Consider the following 14,917-nt stretch of genomic DNA (forward strand, 5'->3'; position numbering starts at 1 on the left):
TCCCGGCGGCCCCGGGAATGGTGAGCCCTAGGAGACAAGGTTCGCGGCGGCGGTGTCCATGTGTTCGAGGATGGTCTTCCGCGTCAGCCCGGCGTCACCGGTATCGATGGCATCCACGATGTCCCGGTGGCGGTCAACGCTCATGTTGCTGACGCCTTTTTCCTGTCCGGCAAACATGATGGACATCCGGATGGAGCCCTCCAGCGACTCCCAGGAGTGCAGGAGCGTTTCATTGCCGGTCAGCCGGCAGAGGGTCCGGTGGAACTCCAGGTCCGACTCGATGCGTTCCTCAAGCGTGCCCCCGGCATTCGCGGCCATGGCGTCGATGGCGGCGTGCAACGACTCGGTGACGTGCTGGCGGTCCACCAATTCGCAGAGTGTCCGGGCAGCAAGGGACTCCAGAGCCGCGCGCACCGCAAAGATGTCCCGGATCTCCTTGTGGTCCAGGTGCCGCACGGACAGGCGGCCACGCGGTCCGGCGGAGAGGAGGCCCTCCTGTTCCAGCTGCCGCAAGGCTTCCCGGAGCGTGCCGCGGCTGATCTGCAGCATTTCGGACAGTTCGGTTTCCACCAAGTGCCGTCCCGGTGCCAGCTCGCCGCTGGTGATGGCGGTCCGCAACGCCGAGAGGGCCTGCTCGCGCAGGCTTTTCTTTTGCAGTCCCAGCAGCGGGGCTGTCAGTCCGGCCATGGCATCCGTCCTCAGTGTCATAAGTCGACTGTTTACAGTCGTAGTTTCGATGGTACGGCAGAAAGCGCGGCACCGGCTTTGGACCGGTGCCGCGCTTTCTGCTGGTTTGTTGACTCTCTACCCGAGTTCGGCGAGGACCTTGGCCACGATACGGTCGGTGGCGAGCCCGTACCGGTCGTGCAGGGTGGGAAGGGCGCCGGCATCGAGGAACTGGTCCGGCAGGCCGATGGGAACGACACGCTTGCCCAGGCCCGCGGTGACGACGGCGGAGGCAACGGTTTCGAACAGACCGCCCACCACGGAGTGGTTTTCCAGGGTGACGGCGAGCCTGTCCGTGTTGATCTCCTTGAGGACGGTTTCGGCGTCGAACGGCTTGATGGTGGGCGTATGCACGACGGCGACGTCCACGTTATGTGCCGCGAGGGCCTTCGCTGCCTGCAGCGCACGCATGGTCATCAGCCCGGACGAGATGAAGACGACGTCGTTGCCGCCGCGCAGCACCTTGGCCTTGCCGAGCTCGAACGTGTAGCCGTACTCGTCCAGGACGGTGGGCACATTCCCGCGGAGCAGCCGCAGGTATGTGGGGCCCTCGGACGCTGCCAGCTGCGGCACTGCCTGTTCGATGTCGATGCTGTCGCAGGGGTCCACGATGGTCAGGTTGGGCATGCCGCGGAAGATCGCCATGTCCTCGGTGGCCTGGTGGCTGGGGCCGTACCCAGTGGTGAGGCCGGGCAGGCCGCCCACGATGTTGACGTTCAGGTTCGGCTCTGCCGCGTCCAGGCACAGGAAATCGTAGGCGCGGCGGGCCGCGAACACCGAGTAGGTGGACGCGAACGGCACCAGCCCGGTTTCAGCCAGTCCCGCGGCCGCGCCGAACAGGAGTTGCTCGGCCATGCCCATCTGGAAGAACCGCTCCGGGAAAGCCTTGGCGAAGATGTGCATGTCCGTGTACTTGCCCAGGTCCGCGGTCAGGCCCACGATCTTGTCGTTCTCCTGCGCGGCCTTGACCAGGGCGTGCCCGAACGGCGCCGACGCCGTCTTCTGGCCGGGATCGGCGAACGACGCGATCATCGCCGAGGTCTTGAGCTTGGGCTTAGCGGCCGCCGTGGTGTCCGGGGCCTCCGTGGTGGTGCTCATGCTGAAGCCTTTCCTTCATATCCGGCGGTGAGCTGCTCGCGGCAGATCTGCCATTCGTTCTCTTCGATGCGCATGAAGTGCGCCTTTTCGCGGTCCTCCAGCAGCGGGACGCCGCGGCCCACTTTCGTATCGCACAGGATCACGGAAGGACGTCCGACGGCGGCGGCCTGGGCGGCTGCGTTGTCGAACGCTGCGAGCAGCGCACCGACGTCGTTCCCGTCAACCCGCTGGGTGTACCAGCCGAACGATTCCCACTTCTCCGTCACCGGCTCGGTGCGGAGTACGGTGTCCGTCTTGCCGTCGGCCTGCAGGGCGTTGATGTCCACCATGGCGGTGAGGTTGCCCAACTGGTGGTGGTGCGCACCCATGGCCGCTTCCCAGGTGGAGCCTTCGTCCAGCTCGCCGTCGGAGAGGAAGTTGAACACCCGGGCGGACGAGCCCTGGTAGCGCAGGCCCAACGCCATGCCGACGGCGATGGTCAGGCCGTGGCCCAGGGAACCGCCCGAGATCTCCATGCCGGGGGTGTACGTGGACATCCCGGACATCGGCAGCCGGGAGTCATCCGAGCCGTAGGTTTCAAGTTCCCCCACCGGGACGATGCCGGCTTCGGCAAGGGCTGCGTAGTGGCCGATCGCGTAGTGGCCGGTGGACAGCAGGAACCGGTCGCGGGCTTCCCAGTGCGGGTCCTCGGCGCGGAAGTTCAGCTGGTCCCCGTACACGGTGGCGAGCATGTCGGCAGCCCCGAGGGCCTGGCCCACGTAGCCCTGGCCTTGGACTTCGCCCATGTTGAGGGCGTGGTGCCGGATCCGGTACGCGGCGGCGCTGATTTTCTCCACCCGTTCCGGGGTCACCGCGGTCTGCAGGATCTGTTCCTGCAATGTTTGTCCCTGTGGGGTGTCCTGGACGGTATCTGTAGGCATTGCGTGCTCCGTGGTTGTTGGGTGCGCGGTCATTCAGGCGTTGATGGTGTTGGGGGTGCTTTTGGTGGCTTCTTCGGCCAGTTCGCGCTCCCGCTTGCCCCAGGTTTCCCGGGTGGCCACCGCAGCCCATAGGCCGATCAGGGCGTAGGCGCCGAAGAGCAGCGCCGGGCCCATCCAGCCGAAGCTGACAAACAACAGGGTGGTGATGAAAGGGGTGAAGCCGGAGACCATGGCCGAGATCTGGTAGGCCAGGCTGGCGCCGGAGGCCCGGGTCTTGGCCTGGAAGAGCTCCGGGAACCAGGCGCCTTGGGCGCCGGCGAGCGAGTTCTGGCAGACCGCGTAGGAAATGACGATGGTGATGATGATGGCGATGAACATTCCCGTATTGACCAGCAGGAACATCGGGATGGCGAAGAGGGCCGCGAACAGGGTGGACCAGACATACAGCGGACGCCGGCCAATGCGGTCGGTCAGCGCGGCCCAGGCCTGGGTGGCGAAGATGCCGATGGCGGAGGCGATGCACAGGGCGATGAGGGTCTGGCTCTTGTCCGCCAGGTGCTGGCTGTTGAGGTAGGAAATCATGTAGGTGATGGACACGGCGTAGCCTGCGGTCTCGGCAACACGGAGGCCGATGCCCTTGACGATGTTGCGCCAGTCGGTCTTGATGACCTCAACGATGGGGGACTTCACGATGGCACCGCTGTCCTTGACCTCATCGAAGACCGGGGATTCCGGGACCTTGGAGCGGATGATCAGGCCCACCGCCACCAGCACGATGCTGGCAAGGAAGGGGATGCGCCAGGCCAGTTCGCCGCCGAGGTTGACGCTGAACAGGAAGGTCAGGTTGGCCAGCAGCAGGCCCACCGGGAAGCCGGCCTGGACAATGCCGGTGTACTTGCCCTTGGCCTTCCAGGGTGCGTGCTCGTAGCTCATCAGGATGGCGCCGCCCCATTCCGCTCCGAAGGCCAAACCCTGGACGATGCGGACGAAGACGAGCAGTGCAGGGGCGAGGAGCCCCACTGCGGCGTAGGTGGGCAGGAGTCCGATGGCGAACGTGGCCAGGCCCATCAGGATCAGGGAGGCCACCAAAACGGGCTTGCGCCCTACCTTGTCGCCGAGGTGGCCGCCGATGATGCCGCCCAAGGGACGGGCTGCGAAGCCGACGCCCAGGGTGGCGAAGGAAGCGAGGGTGCCGGTGACCGGATCGGTTCCGGGGAAAAACGCGGTGCCGAAGTACAGCGCAGCGGCGGTGCCGAAACCGATGAAGTCATACGTCTCGATCACAGCGCCCACACCGGAGCCAACGGCAACGCGCCTGGCGTCCTTGGTTCCGTGGACCGGACCGCGCATGGTCAGAGCATCTTTGCTCATGTTGGGTTCCCTTTCGAAAAGCGGCCTCAGGAAGTCGCCGCTGTCGACTGTTAACAAATGATATCCCCAGTGTGAGCCGCATCATGCTGACTGTCAACAGTCAACTTTATGGGTTGACTGTTGACAGTTAACGAAGTTAGTGTGGTCGGCATCACTACTGCTTCGCACGAACCAAGGGATCAACGATGTTCCACTTCAGACCCGGATGCTCGTCCTTCAGAATGCGTCACCAGGGTCTAAAGACTGACTCGCGGCGCACTCCACCACGAACCGGTGCGCGGCGAGCGCGAGGACCTGGAACCCGAAGGACTGCTGGCATACCGCCCGGCAGGGGCCGGCGACAACTACAGAGCAATCGATCCACAAAACACTTTCAAGGAGCACCAACCATGACCACCATCCAGCGCACCGCCGTCCTCACCGGAGCCACCTCGGACCGGGGCATCGGCATCACCACCGCCCGCCGCTACGCCCGTGAAGGCTGGGGCGTCGTCATCCTGGACCTCGACGGCGAAAAGTCCGCCAAGGTGGCCGCGGAAATCGGCAACGAGTTCAACGTCCCTGCCTACGGCCACGAGATCGACGTCGCCAACGAGGCCTCCGTGACCACCGCCCAGGCCGCCGTCGCCGCCGAGGTGGCCGCCGGTAACCTGCCGCCCGTCGGCGCACTGGCCAACATCGCCGGCATCACCTCGCCCGTCCCGTTCCTGGAAACCACCCTCGAGCTGTGGCACAAGATCATGGACGTCAACGCCACCGGCACCTACCTGGTGACCAAGGCATTCCTGCCGGACATGATCGGGAACGGCTGGGGCCGCATTGTGAACATGTCCTCCGTGTCCGCCCAGCGCGGCGGCGGCGTCTTCGGCAAGGTCCCTTACTCTGCAGCCAAGGCAGCCATCCTGGGCCTCACCAAGGCACTGGCCCGTGAACTCGGCACCACCGGCGTCACCGTCAACGCCATCACCCCGGGCGCGGTGGACACCAACATCCGCGTGGGCAGCACCGAAGAACAGGAAGCCGCCATCAACGCCGGCATCCCGCTGGGCCGTAACGCCAGCACCGAGGAAGTAGCTTCCGTGATCACTTTCCTGTCCTCCGAGGATTCCGCGTACCTCACCGGAACCGTGGTGGACATTAACGGCGGAAGCCACATGCACTAAGGGCCCCGCAGCCCTTTCGCCTCCTTCCGGATGCCAGAGAACCCACCATGACAAAGACCGTCAATGACCCTTCGGACTTTGCCGAGGAAGCCCTTGCGGGTTTCTGCGACATTCACGCCTTCGCCGGGCTGACCGGCCCGGACGTCGCCGACGGCGCCTTGATGGGCAATATCAAGATCCTCAACGACTTCGAGACACGCTGAGCAGGAGGGATGCCGTGGATTCCTACCCGTATTCCGAGTGGGCCCGCCTGATCGGTGTCCCTGTGGAGGTCCGGAAGGGCCGCCGGACGGTGCGGTCCGGCGTGGTGGACAACGCCATGCCGGACTCCTCCGCCGTGTGGATTGCAGGCGACGCCAACGGCGGCCGTGCCCTGTTCACCGCCGCTGACGGCTACGAGGTGTGGATCAGCCCCCGTAAGTTGGACGGCAATCTTTGCTACAAAATGGCTGCCTCCCACCTGCCGGGTGCTCCTAGACTGGGGTGATGATCACAGTAGCCGGAAGTGTGGAAACCAAACTGTCCGCTGAGAAGGCCTTTGCCTTCCTGAGTGAGTTCGAAAACACCAGCAAGTGGGACCCCGGCACCCCTGTGATGGACAAGATCACGCCGGGGCCCGTGGCCGTGGGACATAAGTACCACGCTGAGGCCGAGTTCCGGGGGAAACGCCAGTCGCTGATTTACGAGGTCATCGAGCTGACGGGCAGCCACATCAAGCTGCGCGGGGAGAACAAGTCCGTCGTCTCCTTCGATTCCATCGACGTCGCCCCCAATGGCACCGGATCCGTGGTGAAGTACACGGCAGAGTTCAGCATCAAAGGGCCGGCCAAAATCATCCAGCCGCTCCTGAAACCGCTGTTCATGCAGCTCCGCGACCCCGCATTGAAGGGCCTCCGGGACACGCTTAACTCACTGGCTGCCGCCTGACCTGGTTCCCGGCAAAAAACAGCCGGACCTCCCGCCGTGGGTCCGCTTCCACCCGGGGCGCGTCGTCGAGCATCATGGTGCGGCGCTCCTGCCCGTATTCCGGCCACGCCAGGCCGGGCTGGTCCGGGGCCCCGGTGCCGGCGAAGGCCGCCCAGGCTCCGCTCATGGTGTCACTGAGGGCCTGCGGACCCTTGCCCCGGGTCAGGTAGGCGGCGTCCGGGGATGCCAAGTGCCGGAACACGAAGGGAATTTCCAGCGTGTGGCAGGATCCCAGCTTGCCGCCCATGGCCGGGCTGCGCCAGGTGAACAGGTAGGCGAATGTCCTGCCGTGCGCAGCGCTGCGTGCTGACTGGAGCCTCGCATCAAGCAGGTTGTTGCTGGGCTGGCGGTACACCGCATCGGCAATGGCCGCCTCCAGCAGTTCCTTCCCGCGGGGCCCGTGTGCCAGCACGGCCGCCAGTGCTTCCGCGTATCCCTGCGCGCAGTCTCCCGGCAGGCCCCCTGCGGACAGGACCGCGGCGGCCCGGTCCGGGTAACCAGGGTCTTCCGGCCGGTCCGGGCGCATTTCGACGGCGAAAGACCCTTCGTTGAGGTTGGTGCCCACCAGCAGGTCCACGCCACTGTTGATCCCGTTCCGGACGGCGTCCAGTGGAGGTTCCGGCAGTGACGGGGTCCCCACTGTTGGCTGGAAGGGGAGCGGCACTGCGTAGCTTTCGGCGGCGATCCGCTCTTCGAGTTGCTGCTGGGCGGCCAGCAGGTGTTCCACCGGAAGGGTGCGCAACTCACCTGCTGACGATTCGTCCAGGCCGCAAAGCCGCAGGAAGTCAGCAGTTACGCGCGCAGACCCCTCCGGGGTGCGGAAGCGCTCCGCTGTGCCGCTTTGCATGATGGCCCGCCGGAAGAGGCCTTCCGACGCCGGCATGCCCAGCAGGGTGCCGATGGCTGCCGCGCCGGCCGATTCGCCGAACAGGGTCACGTTGTGCGGGTCGCCGCCAAACCCGGCGATGTTGTCCCGCACCCAGCGCAGCGCCTCAATCTGGTCCAGCAGGCCAAGGTTGGATGAAGCCCCGAAATCATCGCCGAGCAGGTGTGCCAGGTGGAGGAAGCCCAGCGCACCCAGCCGGTAATTGATGGCTACCACCACCGTGCCCGTCGCTGCGGCGAGCCGGGCGCCGTCGTACATCCCGTCACTGTTGGCGCCCATCAGGTAGGCGCCGCCGTGGATCCAGACCATCACCGGCCTGGCCGTCCCGCCGGTGCCCGGCGTCCAGATGTTCAGGTTCAGGCAGCCGTCCTCGCTCCAGGCCAGCGGGGTTTCGTCTGGATCACGGGCGTCCGGGTTCTGGGGGGCTGCGGGGCCGTACCCGGTGGCGTCCACCTCGCCGGTCCATTGGGGGAGGGCCACTGGCGGGCGGAAGCGCAGTTCTCCCGATGGCGGCTGGGCGTAAGGGATGCCGAGGAACCGGTGCACGGGGGCGCCGTCCACTGCCAGGGTGGCTCCGCGGAAGGTTCCGCCGATGCTGGAGGCGAGCTTCATGATTGACACCTTACGGGGTGTCCACGGGTACGCTGAGGACTACCGTTCGGCAGTGAGCGGCCATGGTGTGCCATGGCTTATCAATTGTGTCCGGGAGGGAATATTTGTGGTTGACGCCGGGGTTTCGGGCGGCAAGGTTTTTGCCGATGTTGCAGCCCACGTTCAGGACCTTGTCCTGCAGAGTCCTGATGTGGTCCGGCTCCTGGACAGCCTTGCCCTCTACGCGGTAGCCCGGCTGGGGAGCGTAGGCCGGGAGCTGTTCTGCGGTATCTCCGTCAGCCGCCCCAAGAAACCCACGGCAGCGGCCGCCAGCGACACCAAGGCGAGGCTGCTTGACCAGCTGGAACTCAAGTACGGCCAGGGGCCAGGAGACTCCGCCGTCAGCAGCGCGGCCACCATGCACATCAAGGACCTGCGGGAGGAAGCGCGGTGGCCGGATTACGCCGCCGCGGCCACTCACCAGGGCGCCCACTCCGTGCTGGCCATGCCGCTGCAGCTCGAGGGTGAGGACCGCGGCGTGTTGGTCCTGTACAGCGGGCAGCCCCATGCTTTCAGCGCCGATGCCGTTGCCATGGCCGAGGCGTTCACGGAACAGGCGGCCAAGGGCGTGGCCCTGACGCTGCGGATGGCGAAGCTCCAGGACACCAAGGATGGAATGACCGCGGCAATGCAGACGCGGACGGTCATCGACCTGGCCACCGGTGCCATCATGGCGCAGAACCGCTGCAGCCAGGACGAAGCGTTCAAGGTGCTGCGGGAAGCCTCCAACAGCAGGAACATGAAGCTGCGGGACGTTGCCTCGCTGGTGGTGTCCTCGGTAGCCGGCGGCGCAAAGACGTTCACCTACTTCGACGAATAGGGATCCTTCGGCTCCACGGGTACCACGGTCAGCGGGGAGCTGCTGTACGGTGCCCGGACCACCAGGTCCGCCTCGGCACAGCACTCATTGACGGCCTGGGACAAAGCGTCGCGCTCCTTCTGCGGCAGTGCACCGGATTCCAGGCTGTAATTGCGGATGTCCTGTTCTGAGGCATCGCCGCCAAGGGCAACGTAGTCGAGCCACAGGCCGCCGATGTCCAGGTTGTGCAGCCTGATGACAGCTCCGGTCAGGGCCTGCTGGTCCGCCTCATCCATTGTCCCTCCTAGCTTTGGGAGATGATCTCCACCGGGATTCGGAGCCGGGATGCCTGCGGATGGGTGCGGATGGGAATTTCTTTCCTGTGAGAATGGGTCCATGGATCCCGGCACCTATCCCATCCGGCGGCTGGTGGAGAACCCCGACAACAGCCTGGACCGCGGCCGATGGCCTGCCGGCCTTCCGCTTGTGGCCCAAATCCTGGAAAAGGGCCTGGACCTTGCCCCGGCAACGATCCTGGTGGGGGAGAACGGATCGGGAAAGTCCACGCTGGTGGAAGCCATTGCCCTGGCGTACGGGCTGTCACCGGAAGGCGGTTCAACGGGCGCCCGGCACTCCACCCGGCCCACCGAATCGGTGCTGGCGCAGCACCTGCAACTGGTCAGGAACGCCGGTGCCACCCGCCGAGGGTATTTCCTGCGCGCCGAAACCATTCACGGGTTCTTCACCTACCTGGAAAACAATCCCGGCGGCCGGGACGCCGCCTTCCACGACATGTCACACGGGGAGTCCTTCCTGGAACTGGCGGTCAGCCGGTTCCGTGGACGCGGACTGTGGGTCCTCGACGAACCGGAATCCGCACTGTCGTTCTCCGGCTGCCTCAGCTTGCTGGCGATCCTGAAGGACTTGCTGGCTGAAGGGCATTCACAGGTGGTGATGTCCACCCACTCGCCCCTGCTGGCCGCGCTTCCGGGTGCGCAAATCCTGGAAGCGGGCCCCTGGGGACTGCGGGAGCGCGACTGGGACGATCTGGACCTCATCACCAACTGGCGCAACTTCCTCGATTCACCGCAGCGGTACCTCCGGCATATCTGACGGCGGCAGAGCATGGCGTCCGCTTCCCGGAGTGAGAGCCACGGGTGAATTCCTGCGCCGGCGGAGGGTGGGGATCCAGCACGGTACGGCCTCGCGGTATGCCTCGAAGCCGCTGCCGAAGCGGGCCTTGAGGTCCGCCTCCTCAAGCGGCCGCACGGCATAGTTCCACACCAGCGAACCCAGGACCGCGTAGCCCACCACGAACCAGGAGTGCAGCATGAGGCCCACCGCCGCGCCCTGGACAACGCCGGCCACCGCCATCGGATTGCGTATCCAGCGGTACGGGCCGGCAACCACCAGCGTGGTGGCCATGGCTGCGGGCAGCGGTGTCCCGTTTCCCCTGGTGGACATCGAAACGGCAGACCAGATTCCCAGCGCACTGGCCACGATCAAGACCACCACGCCGGCCGGGCCGGCCGCTTGGGGAAAGGCAGCAGCCAGTCCCCAGCGCCGCTCAAGGAAGTCCAGGAACAGGGGAAGGACTCCCAGGAAGAAACCCCAGAACACGACGATCTGCCCAAAGGTGGCAGCCACATGGAACCTGGCGCCCCGCTGGCGGGCGGCGCGGAACGCGAACGGGCCACGGATGATCCACTCAACGGGAATCCGTCCCCACCAGACCAAACAGAGGGCCGCGATCGAACCCGCCGCTGCTGCCACCATCAGGAGGGCACCAGCGCCTGCCTGCGTTGTGGCAGTGGCGTAGGCGCCGAGTGCAATGGTGACCACGGCGGACCACGCGGCAACAATGGCGGCAGCGGCCCGGACACCTGCTGCGGCCGCGGCGGACCCCACCACGAAGAGCGGGATGTCGAAAGCGGCAACAAGGGCGGGATCGAGGCTGCCGAGTGTGGCTGTCCGCACGGTGGGAGACACCGCAACGGCGGCCCACCATAGGGCTCCGGCCAACGCCTGCAGGGCAAAGTACGCCCTGCCCCACCAGATGAACCGCGGCACGGATTCCCCCGAATCTCTCCTGGCATCCCTGGCGAATGCCCCTCTGTTCCGCCGTGCCGGCCGCAGGCGGATTCGGGAGCTTTCCAGTGAATGAAAGCCATGGCCCTGGGGTGCGGTGCGGCGGCAAGACTTGTTCCTGAGACTACCCGTCGGGCCGGGGCACTGGATGCCACCGGTGCTCTCCGGATCCCCGGGCTAACGGGCCCGGGGGACAACCCGGCGCCCGGACGAACAGGCGCCGGGACAAACAGGCGCCCGGGCACACCAAGGCGGGGCCAAGCGAAAGGACCAGGATGGACATGATTCGGGTTGAACCCAGGTGCAGGGTCATCATTGACAACGACTGGGCAGGTGACCCGGACGGGCTGGTGGGGCTGGCGCATCACGCGCTGTCCCCGGCCAACCGGATTGTCGCCGTCACGGCTTCGCTGACGAAACCCATGTTCGGGCCGCCGGAGGGACGTGCCGTGGCTGGCGCGGCCTTGGCGGAGGACCTGCTGCGGGTCCTCAAGCTGCCGGCCCCGCCCGCCGTCCAGGCCGGACCCGACGCCCCCTTCACCGGGCAACCGCGGGAATCGGCGGCGGCCCGGGCCATCATCGCCGCCGCCGCTGCCGAACCGGCCGGGGGAGACCTTCCGCTGGTCCTGGTCTGTGCAGGTCCCCTGACGAATGTGGCTGATGCACTCCTGCTGGAGCCTGCTATCGCGTCGGCGGTCACGCTTGCGTGGGTGGGCGGAGCAGAGGTCAACGGCGACGAATACAACTACTTCACCGACCCCGCCGCTGCCGACTTTGTCCTGGGCAACAATGACCTCGCCGTGTGGCAGTTCCCGGCCGAAACGTACCGGCGGATTGTTGCCCCGGTGGCGGAGCTGGACCAGCTGTTCCGCACTGCAGGACCCGCCGGCGCGTGGCTGTGGGAGCTTTTCCACGGCCTGGACGTGCCGGACTTCGTGAAGTTCGGGCCGCTGTGGTGCCTGGGGGACAGTGCACCCTTGGTGGTGACAGGGCTCGACGACGCCACCTCCACGTTCACGGAAAAAAGCACCCAGTCCGAGCGCCGCACCTACACCTCAGTGGATACCCGGCTGATCATGGCCGATTTCGCCGCCAAGCTGCGGCTGCAGGCGTAGCAGCACAAAAGGAAATGGCCCGGATCTCCATGGGAAATCCGGGCCATTCGCCGTGATCAGGCGGGCTGGGCCACCTGGGATGCCTGCTCCCGGGCAAAACTGCCCAGCCAGTGGGCGCTCTCCTTGGGGGTGCGCTCCTGGGTGCTGCGGTCCACAGCGATCAGTCCGAACTTGGGCCGGTACCCGAAGATCCACTCGAAGTTGTCGAATGCGGTCCACGCAATGTACCCGCGCACGTCGATGCCGTCCGCGATGCAGGAGGCAACGCAGTCGACCGCTGCCTTAAGGTAGGCAACCCGCTGCGTGTCGTCCTCCGTGGCCAGGCCGTTCTCGGTGACCATCACCGGAACGCCGGCAACGCGGGCGGCTTCACGGACGGTGGCTTCAAGGGCCTGCGGGTAGATTTCCTCACCCATCTGGTTGGTTTCCACGCCGTCCGGCGCGGGTGCATGGCCGTCCGGGCCGTACACCGTGCGGCCGTAAGTCTGGATGCCCACGAAGTCATCGCCCCGGGAAGCTTCGAGGAAGCGCTCGTTGACGTCGCGGCGCACCTTGTCCGCAATTTCCTCGCCGCCGGGGATGGACTGGATGTCGGAGTTGGCGAGCGTCCAGCCCACCTGGAGGTCCGGGCGGTGGGCCTTGATCGCGGCGGTGGCAGCCTGGTGCGCTGCCAGCTTCACGGCGAACCCGGCCTCGGTGGAGCAGAACTGGAACGGGGCAACGGTGCTTGCGTCAACGCCGAGGCGCTGCGCTGCGGCAGCCCAGATGGGTACGGAGCCGCGGCTTTCCGGGGCTTCTCCGCCAATGCCGAAGGACTCCAGGAGCCAGGGCAGGTTGGGCTCGTTCAACGTGCACGCGACGCCGATGAGGTGGCCGAAATGCGCCATGGCACGGTCGCAGTACCGGGCGAACAGCTCGGCCGTGCGGGCACCTTCCCAGCCGCCGGACTGCAACAGCCACAGCGGTGAGGTGAAGTGGTGGAACGTCACCACAGGGGTGAGGCCGTGCTCAACGCAGGCCTCCAGGACGCGCTTGTAGTGGTCCAGCGCGGCCACGGAGAACTGGCCTTCGGCCGGCTCGATCCGAGCCCACTCCAGGGAGAAGCGGTAGCTGGTGAAGCCCAGCCCGGCAATCAGGGCAATGTCCTCGCGGAAGCGGTGGTAGTGGTCCACGGCGTCCCCGGACGGCTCCGCGAAGATGGTCCCGGGCAGCTGCTCCAGGAACCAGGTATCGCTGTTGACGTTGTTGCCTTCCACCTGGTGGCCGGCGGTGGCCACGCCCCAAAGAAAGTCCTGCGGAAACGGGTTGGTCATGTGGTTCCTCTCGTGTTGGGGGCCGGCCAGGCGGCGCCCAGGCGTCTCTGCCTTCATCCATCCTGTCCGGCCGCGTGACCCCCGCCACAATACTTTTTCAATCAATGACATTGTCATGTCTGGCCCTGACGGCCCCGGCTGATTCTTGAAAGGTGCCGGACACCACCGGCCCCCCTTTCTTTCCGTTGCAGTCACAGAAGAATGCGAAGGCGCACCCGATGAAACTCCTGACCACCACCGCCCGCGGCAGCGCTGCCGTCCTGACCGGCGCCCTGCTGATGGGCTCCCTGGCCGCCTGCGGCGGCGGCAGCCAGCAGGCGGCCACCGTGGACAAGTCCACCCTGACCATCGGCGTCGAAAGCGACTCGGCGTCCTTCGGCTACGACCCCATCCGCGTGGCAGACGCCCAGCGCCAGTTCATGGAAGGCCTGTACGACACCCTCCTGGACCTCCAGCCCGATGGAACGGCCGGCCCCGGCCTGGCCACGAAGTTCGAGTACAACGCAGACAGCACCGTCCTCACCCTGACCCTCGCGGACGGCGTCACCTTCACGGACGGTTCCACCCTGGACGCCGCACTGGTCAAGGCCAACTTCGACCGCCGCACCGACACCGCCCTGAGCACCTACTCAGCCATCGCCAAGGGCGGGGCGCAGGAAATCGCAAGTGTCGACGTCGTAAGCCCCACCCAGGTGGCCATCACCTTCGCCAAGCCGCAGCCGGGCTTCGAGAAGAACCTCACCTCCACCATGGGCATGATTGTGGGCAAGGCGGGCGTCGCCGACACCGCCAGCCTCGCCACCACGCCCGACGGCTCCGGCCCCTACACCCTTGACCCGTCCACGGTGAAGGGCAACAAGTACGTGATGGTCAAGAACGAGAAGAACGACGACGCCGCGGACTACGCGTACAGCAAGATCGTCTTCAACGTCATCATGGACCCGCAGGCCCGGGCCAACGCGCTGGTGTCCGGCCAAGCCGACGTGGCCCAGCTGACCTCGCCCACCGTGGACTTCGCGAAGTCCAAGGGCGTGGGCGTGTCCCGCATCGGCGGCACGGTGCAGACCATGATTTCGTTCGACAAAACCGGCAAGACCGCCCCCGCGTTCGCCAGCGAAAAGGTCCGCCAGGCCATCCAGCACGCCATCAACCGCCAGGCCCTGGTGGACGCGCTGCACAAGGGTGACATCCCCACCTGGAACGCCCTTCCGAAGGACTCGGCCGGCTTCACCGCGGACTTGGAGAAGACGTTCGCCTACGATCCGGAGAAGGCCAAGAGCCTGCTGGCCGAGGCCGGCTACGCCAACGGCTTCGAGTTCACCATCATCGCCGGCGCCCAGACCCAGACCGACCTGCAGGCTGTCCAGAAGGACCTCGCAGCGGTGGGCATCACCATGAACGTGAAGATGGCCGCCTCAACCGATGAGGCCTTCGCCGCCGTTGCCACCACCCCGCTGGGCTACGCACCGCTGGGCTGGGACAACCCGATCGGCCTGATGTACGGCGCCATCCTCAACGGTTTCACCAACGTCCAGAAGGCCACCGACGATCAGCTGAGCGCCGCCACCGGCGAAGCCGCCGCCGCCAAGGACGACGCCGCCCGGAAGACGGCACTGACCAAGCTGAACACCCGGCTGGTGGAGTCCGGCTGGCTGATCCCGCTCTTCGAATCACTGTCCAACTGGGGCTACAACACCAAGAAGGTCCAGGAAGTCCAGTTCGCCGGCACCAACGCCTACCCGCTGCTCTCGTCCTACAAGCCCACCAACTGATCCAACCCGCCCGGCGCCCCCGCTTCCACGGGGCGCCGGGCAAGACCAA

Annotated in this window: 16 protein-coding genes; 8 read left to right on the forward strand and 8 right to left on the reverse strand. The window is 66.2% G+C overall.

What is annotated here, in order from left to right; translation table 11 throughout:
- Positions 1-27: 27 nt before the first annotated feature.
- The 4 genes from BLT71_RS03270 to BLT71_RS03285 all read right to left on the reverse strand — a co-directional run bounded on the left by BLT71_RS03270 (position 28) and on the right by BLT71_RS03285 (position 4,115).
- On the reverse strand, positions 28-687 hold the full coding sequence (locus BLT71_RS03270) for a GntR family transcriptional regulator (protein ID WP_091717542.1): 660 nt from the start codon (positions 685-687) through the stop codon (positions 28-30).
- A gap of 117 nt (positions 688-804) precedes the next feature.
- Positions 805-1,824 (reverse strand): transketolase family protein, encoded by a 1,020-nt coding sequence (locus BLT71_RS03275; RefSeq protein ID WP_091717544.1) that lies wholly within the window; start codon positions 1,822-1,824, stop codon positions 805-807.
- Positions 1,821-2,744: a transketolase gene (locus tag BLT71_RS03280; RefSeq protein ID WP_091717545.1), complete on the reverse strand. Its 924-nt coding sequence runs from the start codon at positions 2,742-2,744 to the stop codon at positions 1,821-1,823. The genes BLT71_RS03275 and BLT71_RS03280 overlap by 4 nt, the downstream gene beginning before the upstream one ends.
- Before the next feature lie 33 nt (positions 2,745-2,777).
- Positions 2,778-4,115: an MFS transporter gene (locus BLT71_RS03285; RefSeq protein ID WP_056082723.1), complete on the reverse strand. Its 1,338-nt coding sequence runs from the start codon at positions 4,113-4,115 to the stop codon at positions 2,778-2,780.
- A gap of 389 nt (positions 4,116-4,504) precedes the next feature.
- Between BLT71_RS03285 and BLT71_RS03290 the strand changes: the two genes are divergently transcribed.
- Genes BLT71_RS03290 through BLT71_RS03300 form a run of 4 tightly spaced genes read left to right on the forward strand, consistent with a single transcriptional unit; the run spans position 4,505 to position 6,205 of the window.
- Positions 4,505-5,278, forward strand: a complete 774-nt coding sequence (locus BLT71_RS03290; protein WP_056082719.1) for an SDR family NAD(P)-dependent oxidoreductase — start codon at positions 4,505-4,507, stop codon at positions 5,276-5,278.
- 47 nt (positions 5,279-5,325) lie between these two features.
- Positions 5,326-5,481 carry a hypothetical protein gene (locus BLT71_RS20300; protein WP_157693418.1) on the forward strand — a complete coding sequence of 52 codons (156 nt, stop codon included), beginning with the start codon at positions 5,326-5,328 and terminating at the stop codon, positions 5,479-5,481.
- Between the two features lie 14 nt (positions 5,482-5,495).
- A complete protein-coding gene (locus BLT71_RS03295) occupies positions 5,496-5,765 on the forward strand; it encodes a hypothetical protein (protein WP_056082715.1) in 270 nt (89 codons plus the stop codon).
- On the forward strand, positions 5,765-6,205 hold the full coding sequence (locus BLT71_RS03300) for an SRPBCC family protein (protein WP_091717546.1): 441 nt from the start codon (positions 5,765-5,767) through the stop codon (positions 6,203-6,205). Before BLT71_RS03295 ends, BLT71_RS03300 begins: the two co-directional genes overlap by 1 nt.
- Here the strand turns inward: BLT71_RS03300 and BLT71_RS03305 are convergent.
- Entirely contained in the window at positions 6,183-7,742 is a 1,560-nt protein-coding gene (locus BLT71_RS03305) for a carboxylesterase/lipase family protein (RefSeq protein ID WP_091717548.1), read from the reverse strand. The genes BLT71_RS03300 and BLT71_RS03305 overlap by 23 nt on opposite strands.
- On the opposite strand from BLT71_RS03305, the gene BLT71_RS03310 reads away from it, so the two are divergent.
- Positions 7,741-8,601 carry a GAF and ANTAR domain-containing protein gene (locus tag BLT71_RS03310; protein WP_231994431.1) on the forward strand — a complete coding sequence of 287 codons (861 nt, stop codon included), beginning with the start codon at positions 7,741-7,743 and terminating at the stop codon, positions 8,599-8,601. The two genes, BLT71_RS03305 and BLT71_RS03310, sit on opposite strands and share 2 nt — an antisense overlap.
- Here the strand turns inward: BLT71_RS03310 and BLT71_RS03315 are convergent.
- On the reverse strand, positions 8,586-8,876 hold the full coding sequence (locus BLT71_RS03315) for a hypothetical protein (protein ID WP_091717552.1): 291 nt from the start codon (positions 8,874-8,876) through the stop codon (positions 8,586-8,588). The two genes, BLT71_RS03310 and BLT71_RS03315, sit on opposite strands and share 16 nt — an antisense overlap.
- Before the next feature lie 100 nt (positions 8,877-8,976).
- Here BLT71_RS03315 and BLT71_RS03320 point away from each other — a divergent pair, with 100 nt between their 5' ends.
- The gene (locus BLT71_RS03320) at positions 8,977-9,693 is read left to right on the forward strand and encodes an AAA family ATPase (protein ID WP_091717553.1); all 717 of its coding nucleotides are present in this window, start codon (positions 8,977-8,979) and stop codon (positions 9,691-9,693) included.
- On the opposite strand, the gene BLT71_RS03325 is transcribed toward BLT71_RS03320, so the two are convergent.
- The gene (locus BLT71_RS03325) at positions 9,664-10,650 is read right to left on the reverse strand and encodes a methyltransferase family protein (protein ID WP_231994432.1); all 987 of its coding nucleotides are present in this window, start codon (positions 10,648-10,650) and stop codon (positions 9,664-9,666) included. The two genes, BLT71_RS03320 and BLT71_RS03325, sit on opposite strands and share 30 nt — an antisense overlap.
- Positions 10,651-10,949: 299 nt before the next feature.
- Between BLT71_RS03325 and BLT71_RS03330 the strand changes: the two genes are divergently transcribed.
- A complete protein-coding gene (locus tag BLT71_RS03330; RefSeq protein ID WP_231994433.1) occupies positions 10,950-11,783 on the forward strand; it encodes a nucleoside hydrolase in 834 nt (277 codons plus the stop codon).
- Positions 11,784-11,839: 56 nt separating this feature from the next.
- Here BLT71_RS03330 and BLT71_RS03335 read toward each other — a convergent pair whose 3' ends face one another.
- Positions 11,840-13,096, reverse strand: coding sequence for a glycoside hydrolase family 1 protein (locus tag BLT71_RS03335; protein ID WP_091717557.1), 1,257 nt, complete (start codon positions 13,094-13,096; stop codon positions 11,840-11,842).
- A gap of 218 nt (positions 13,097-13,314) precedes the next feature.
- Here BLT71_RS03335 and BLT71_RS03340 point away from each other — a divergent pair, with 218 nt between their 5' ends.
- Positions 13,315-14,868: an ABC transporter substrate-binding protein gene (locus BLT71_RS03340; RefSeq protein WP_091717559.1), complete on the forward strand. Its 1,554-nt coding sequence runs from the start codon at positions 13,315-13,317 to the stop codon at positions 14,866-14,868.
- The last annotated feature ends 49 nt before the right edge of the window (positions 14,869-14,917 follow it).

Origin of the sequence: Pseudarthrobacter equi (assembly GCF_900105535.1) — a bacterium.
GTDB lineage: Bacteria > Actinomycetota > Actinomycetes > Actinomycetales > Micrococcaceae > Arthrobacter > Arthrobacter equi.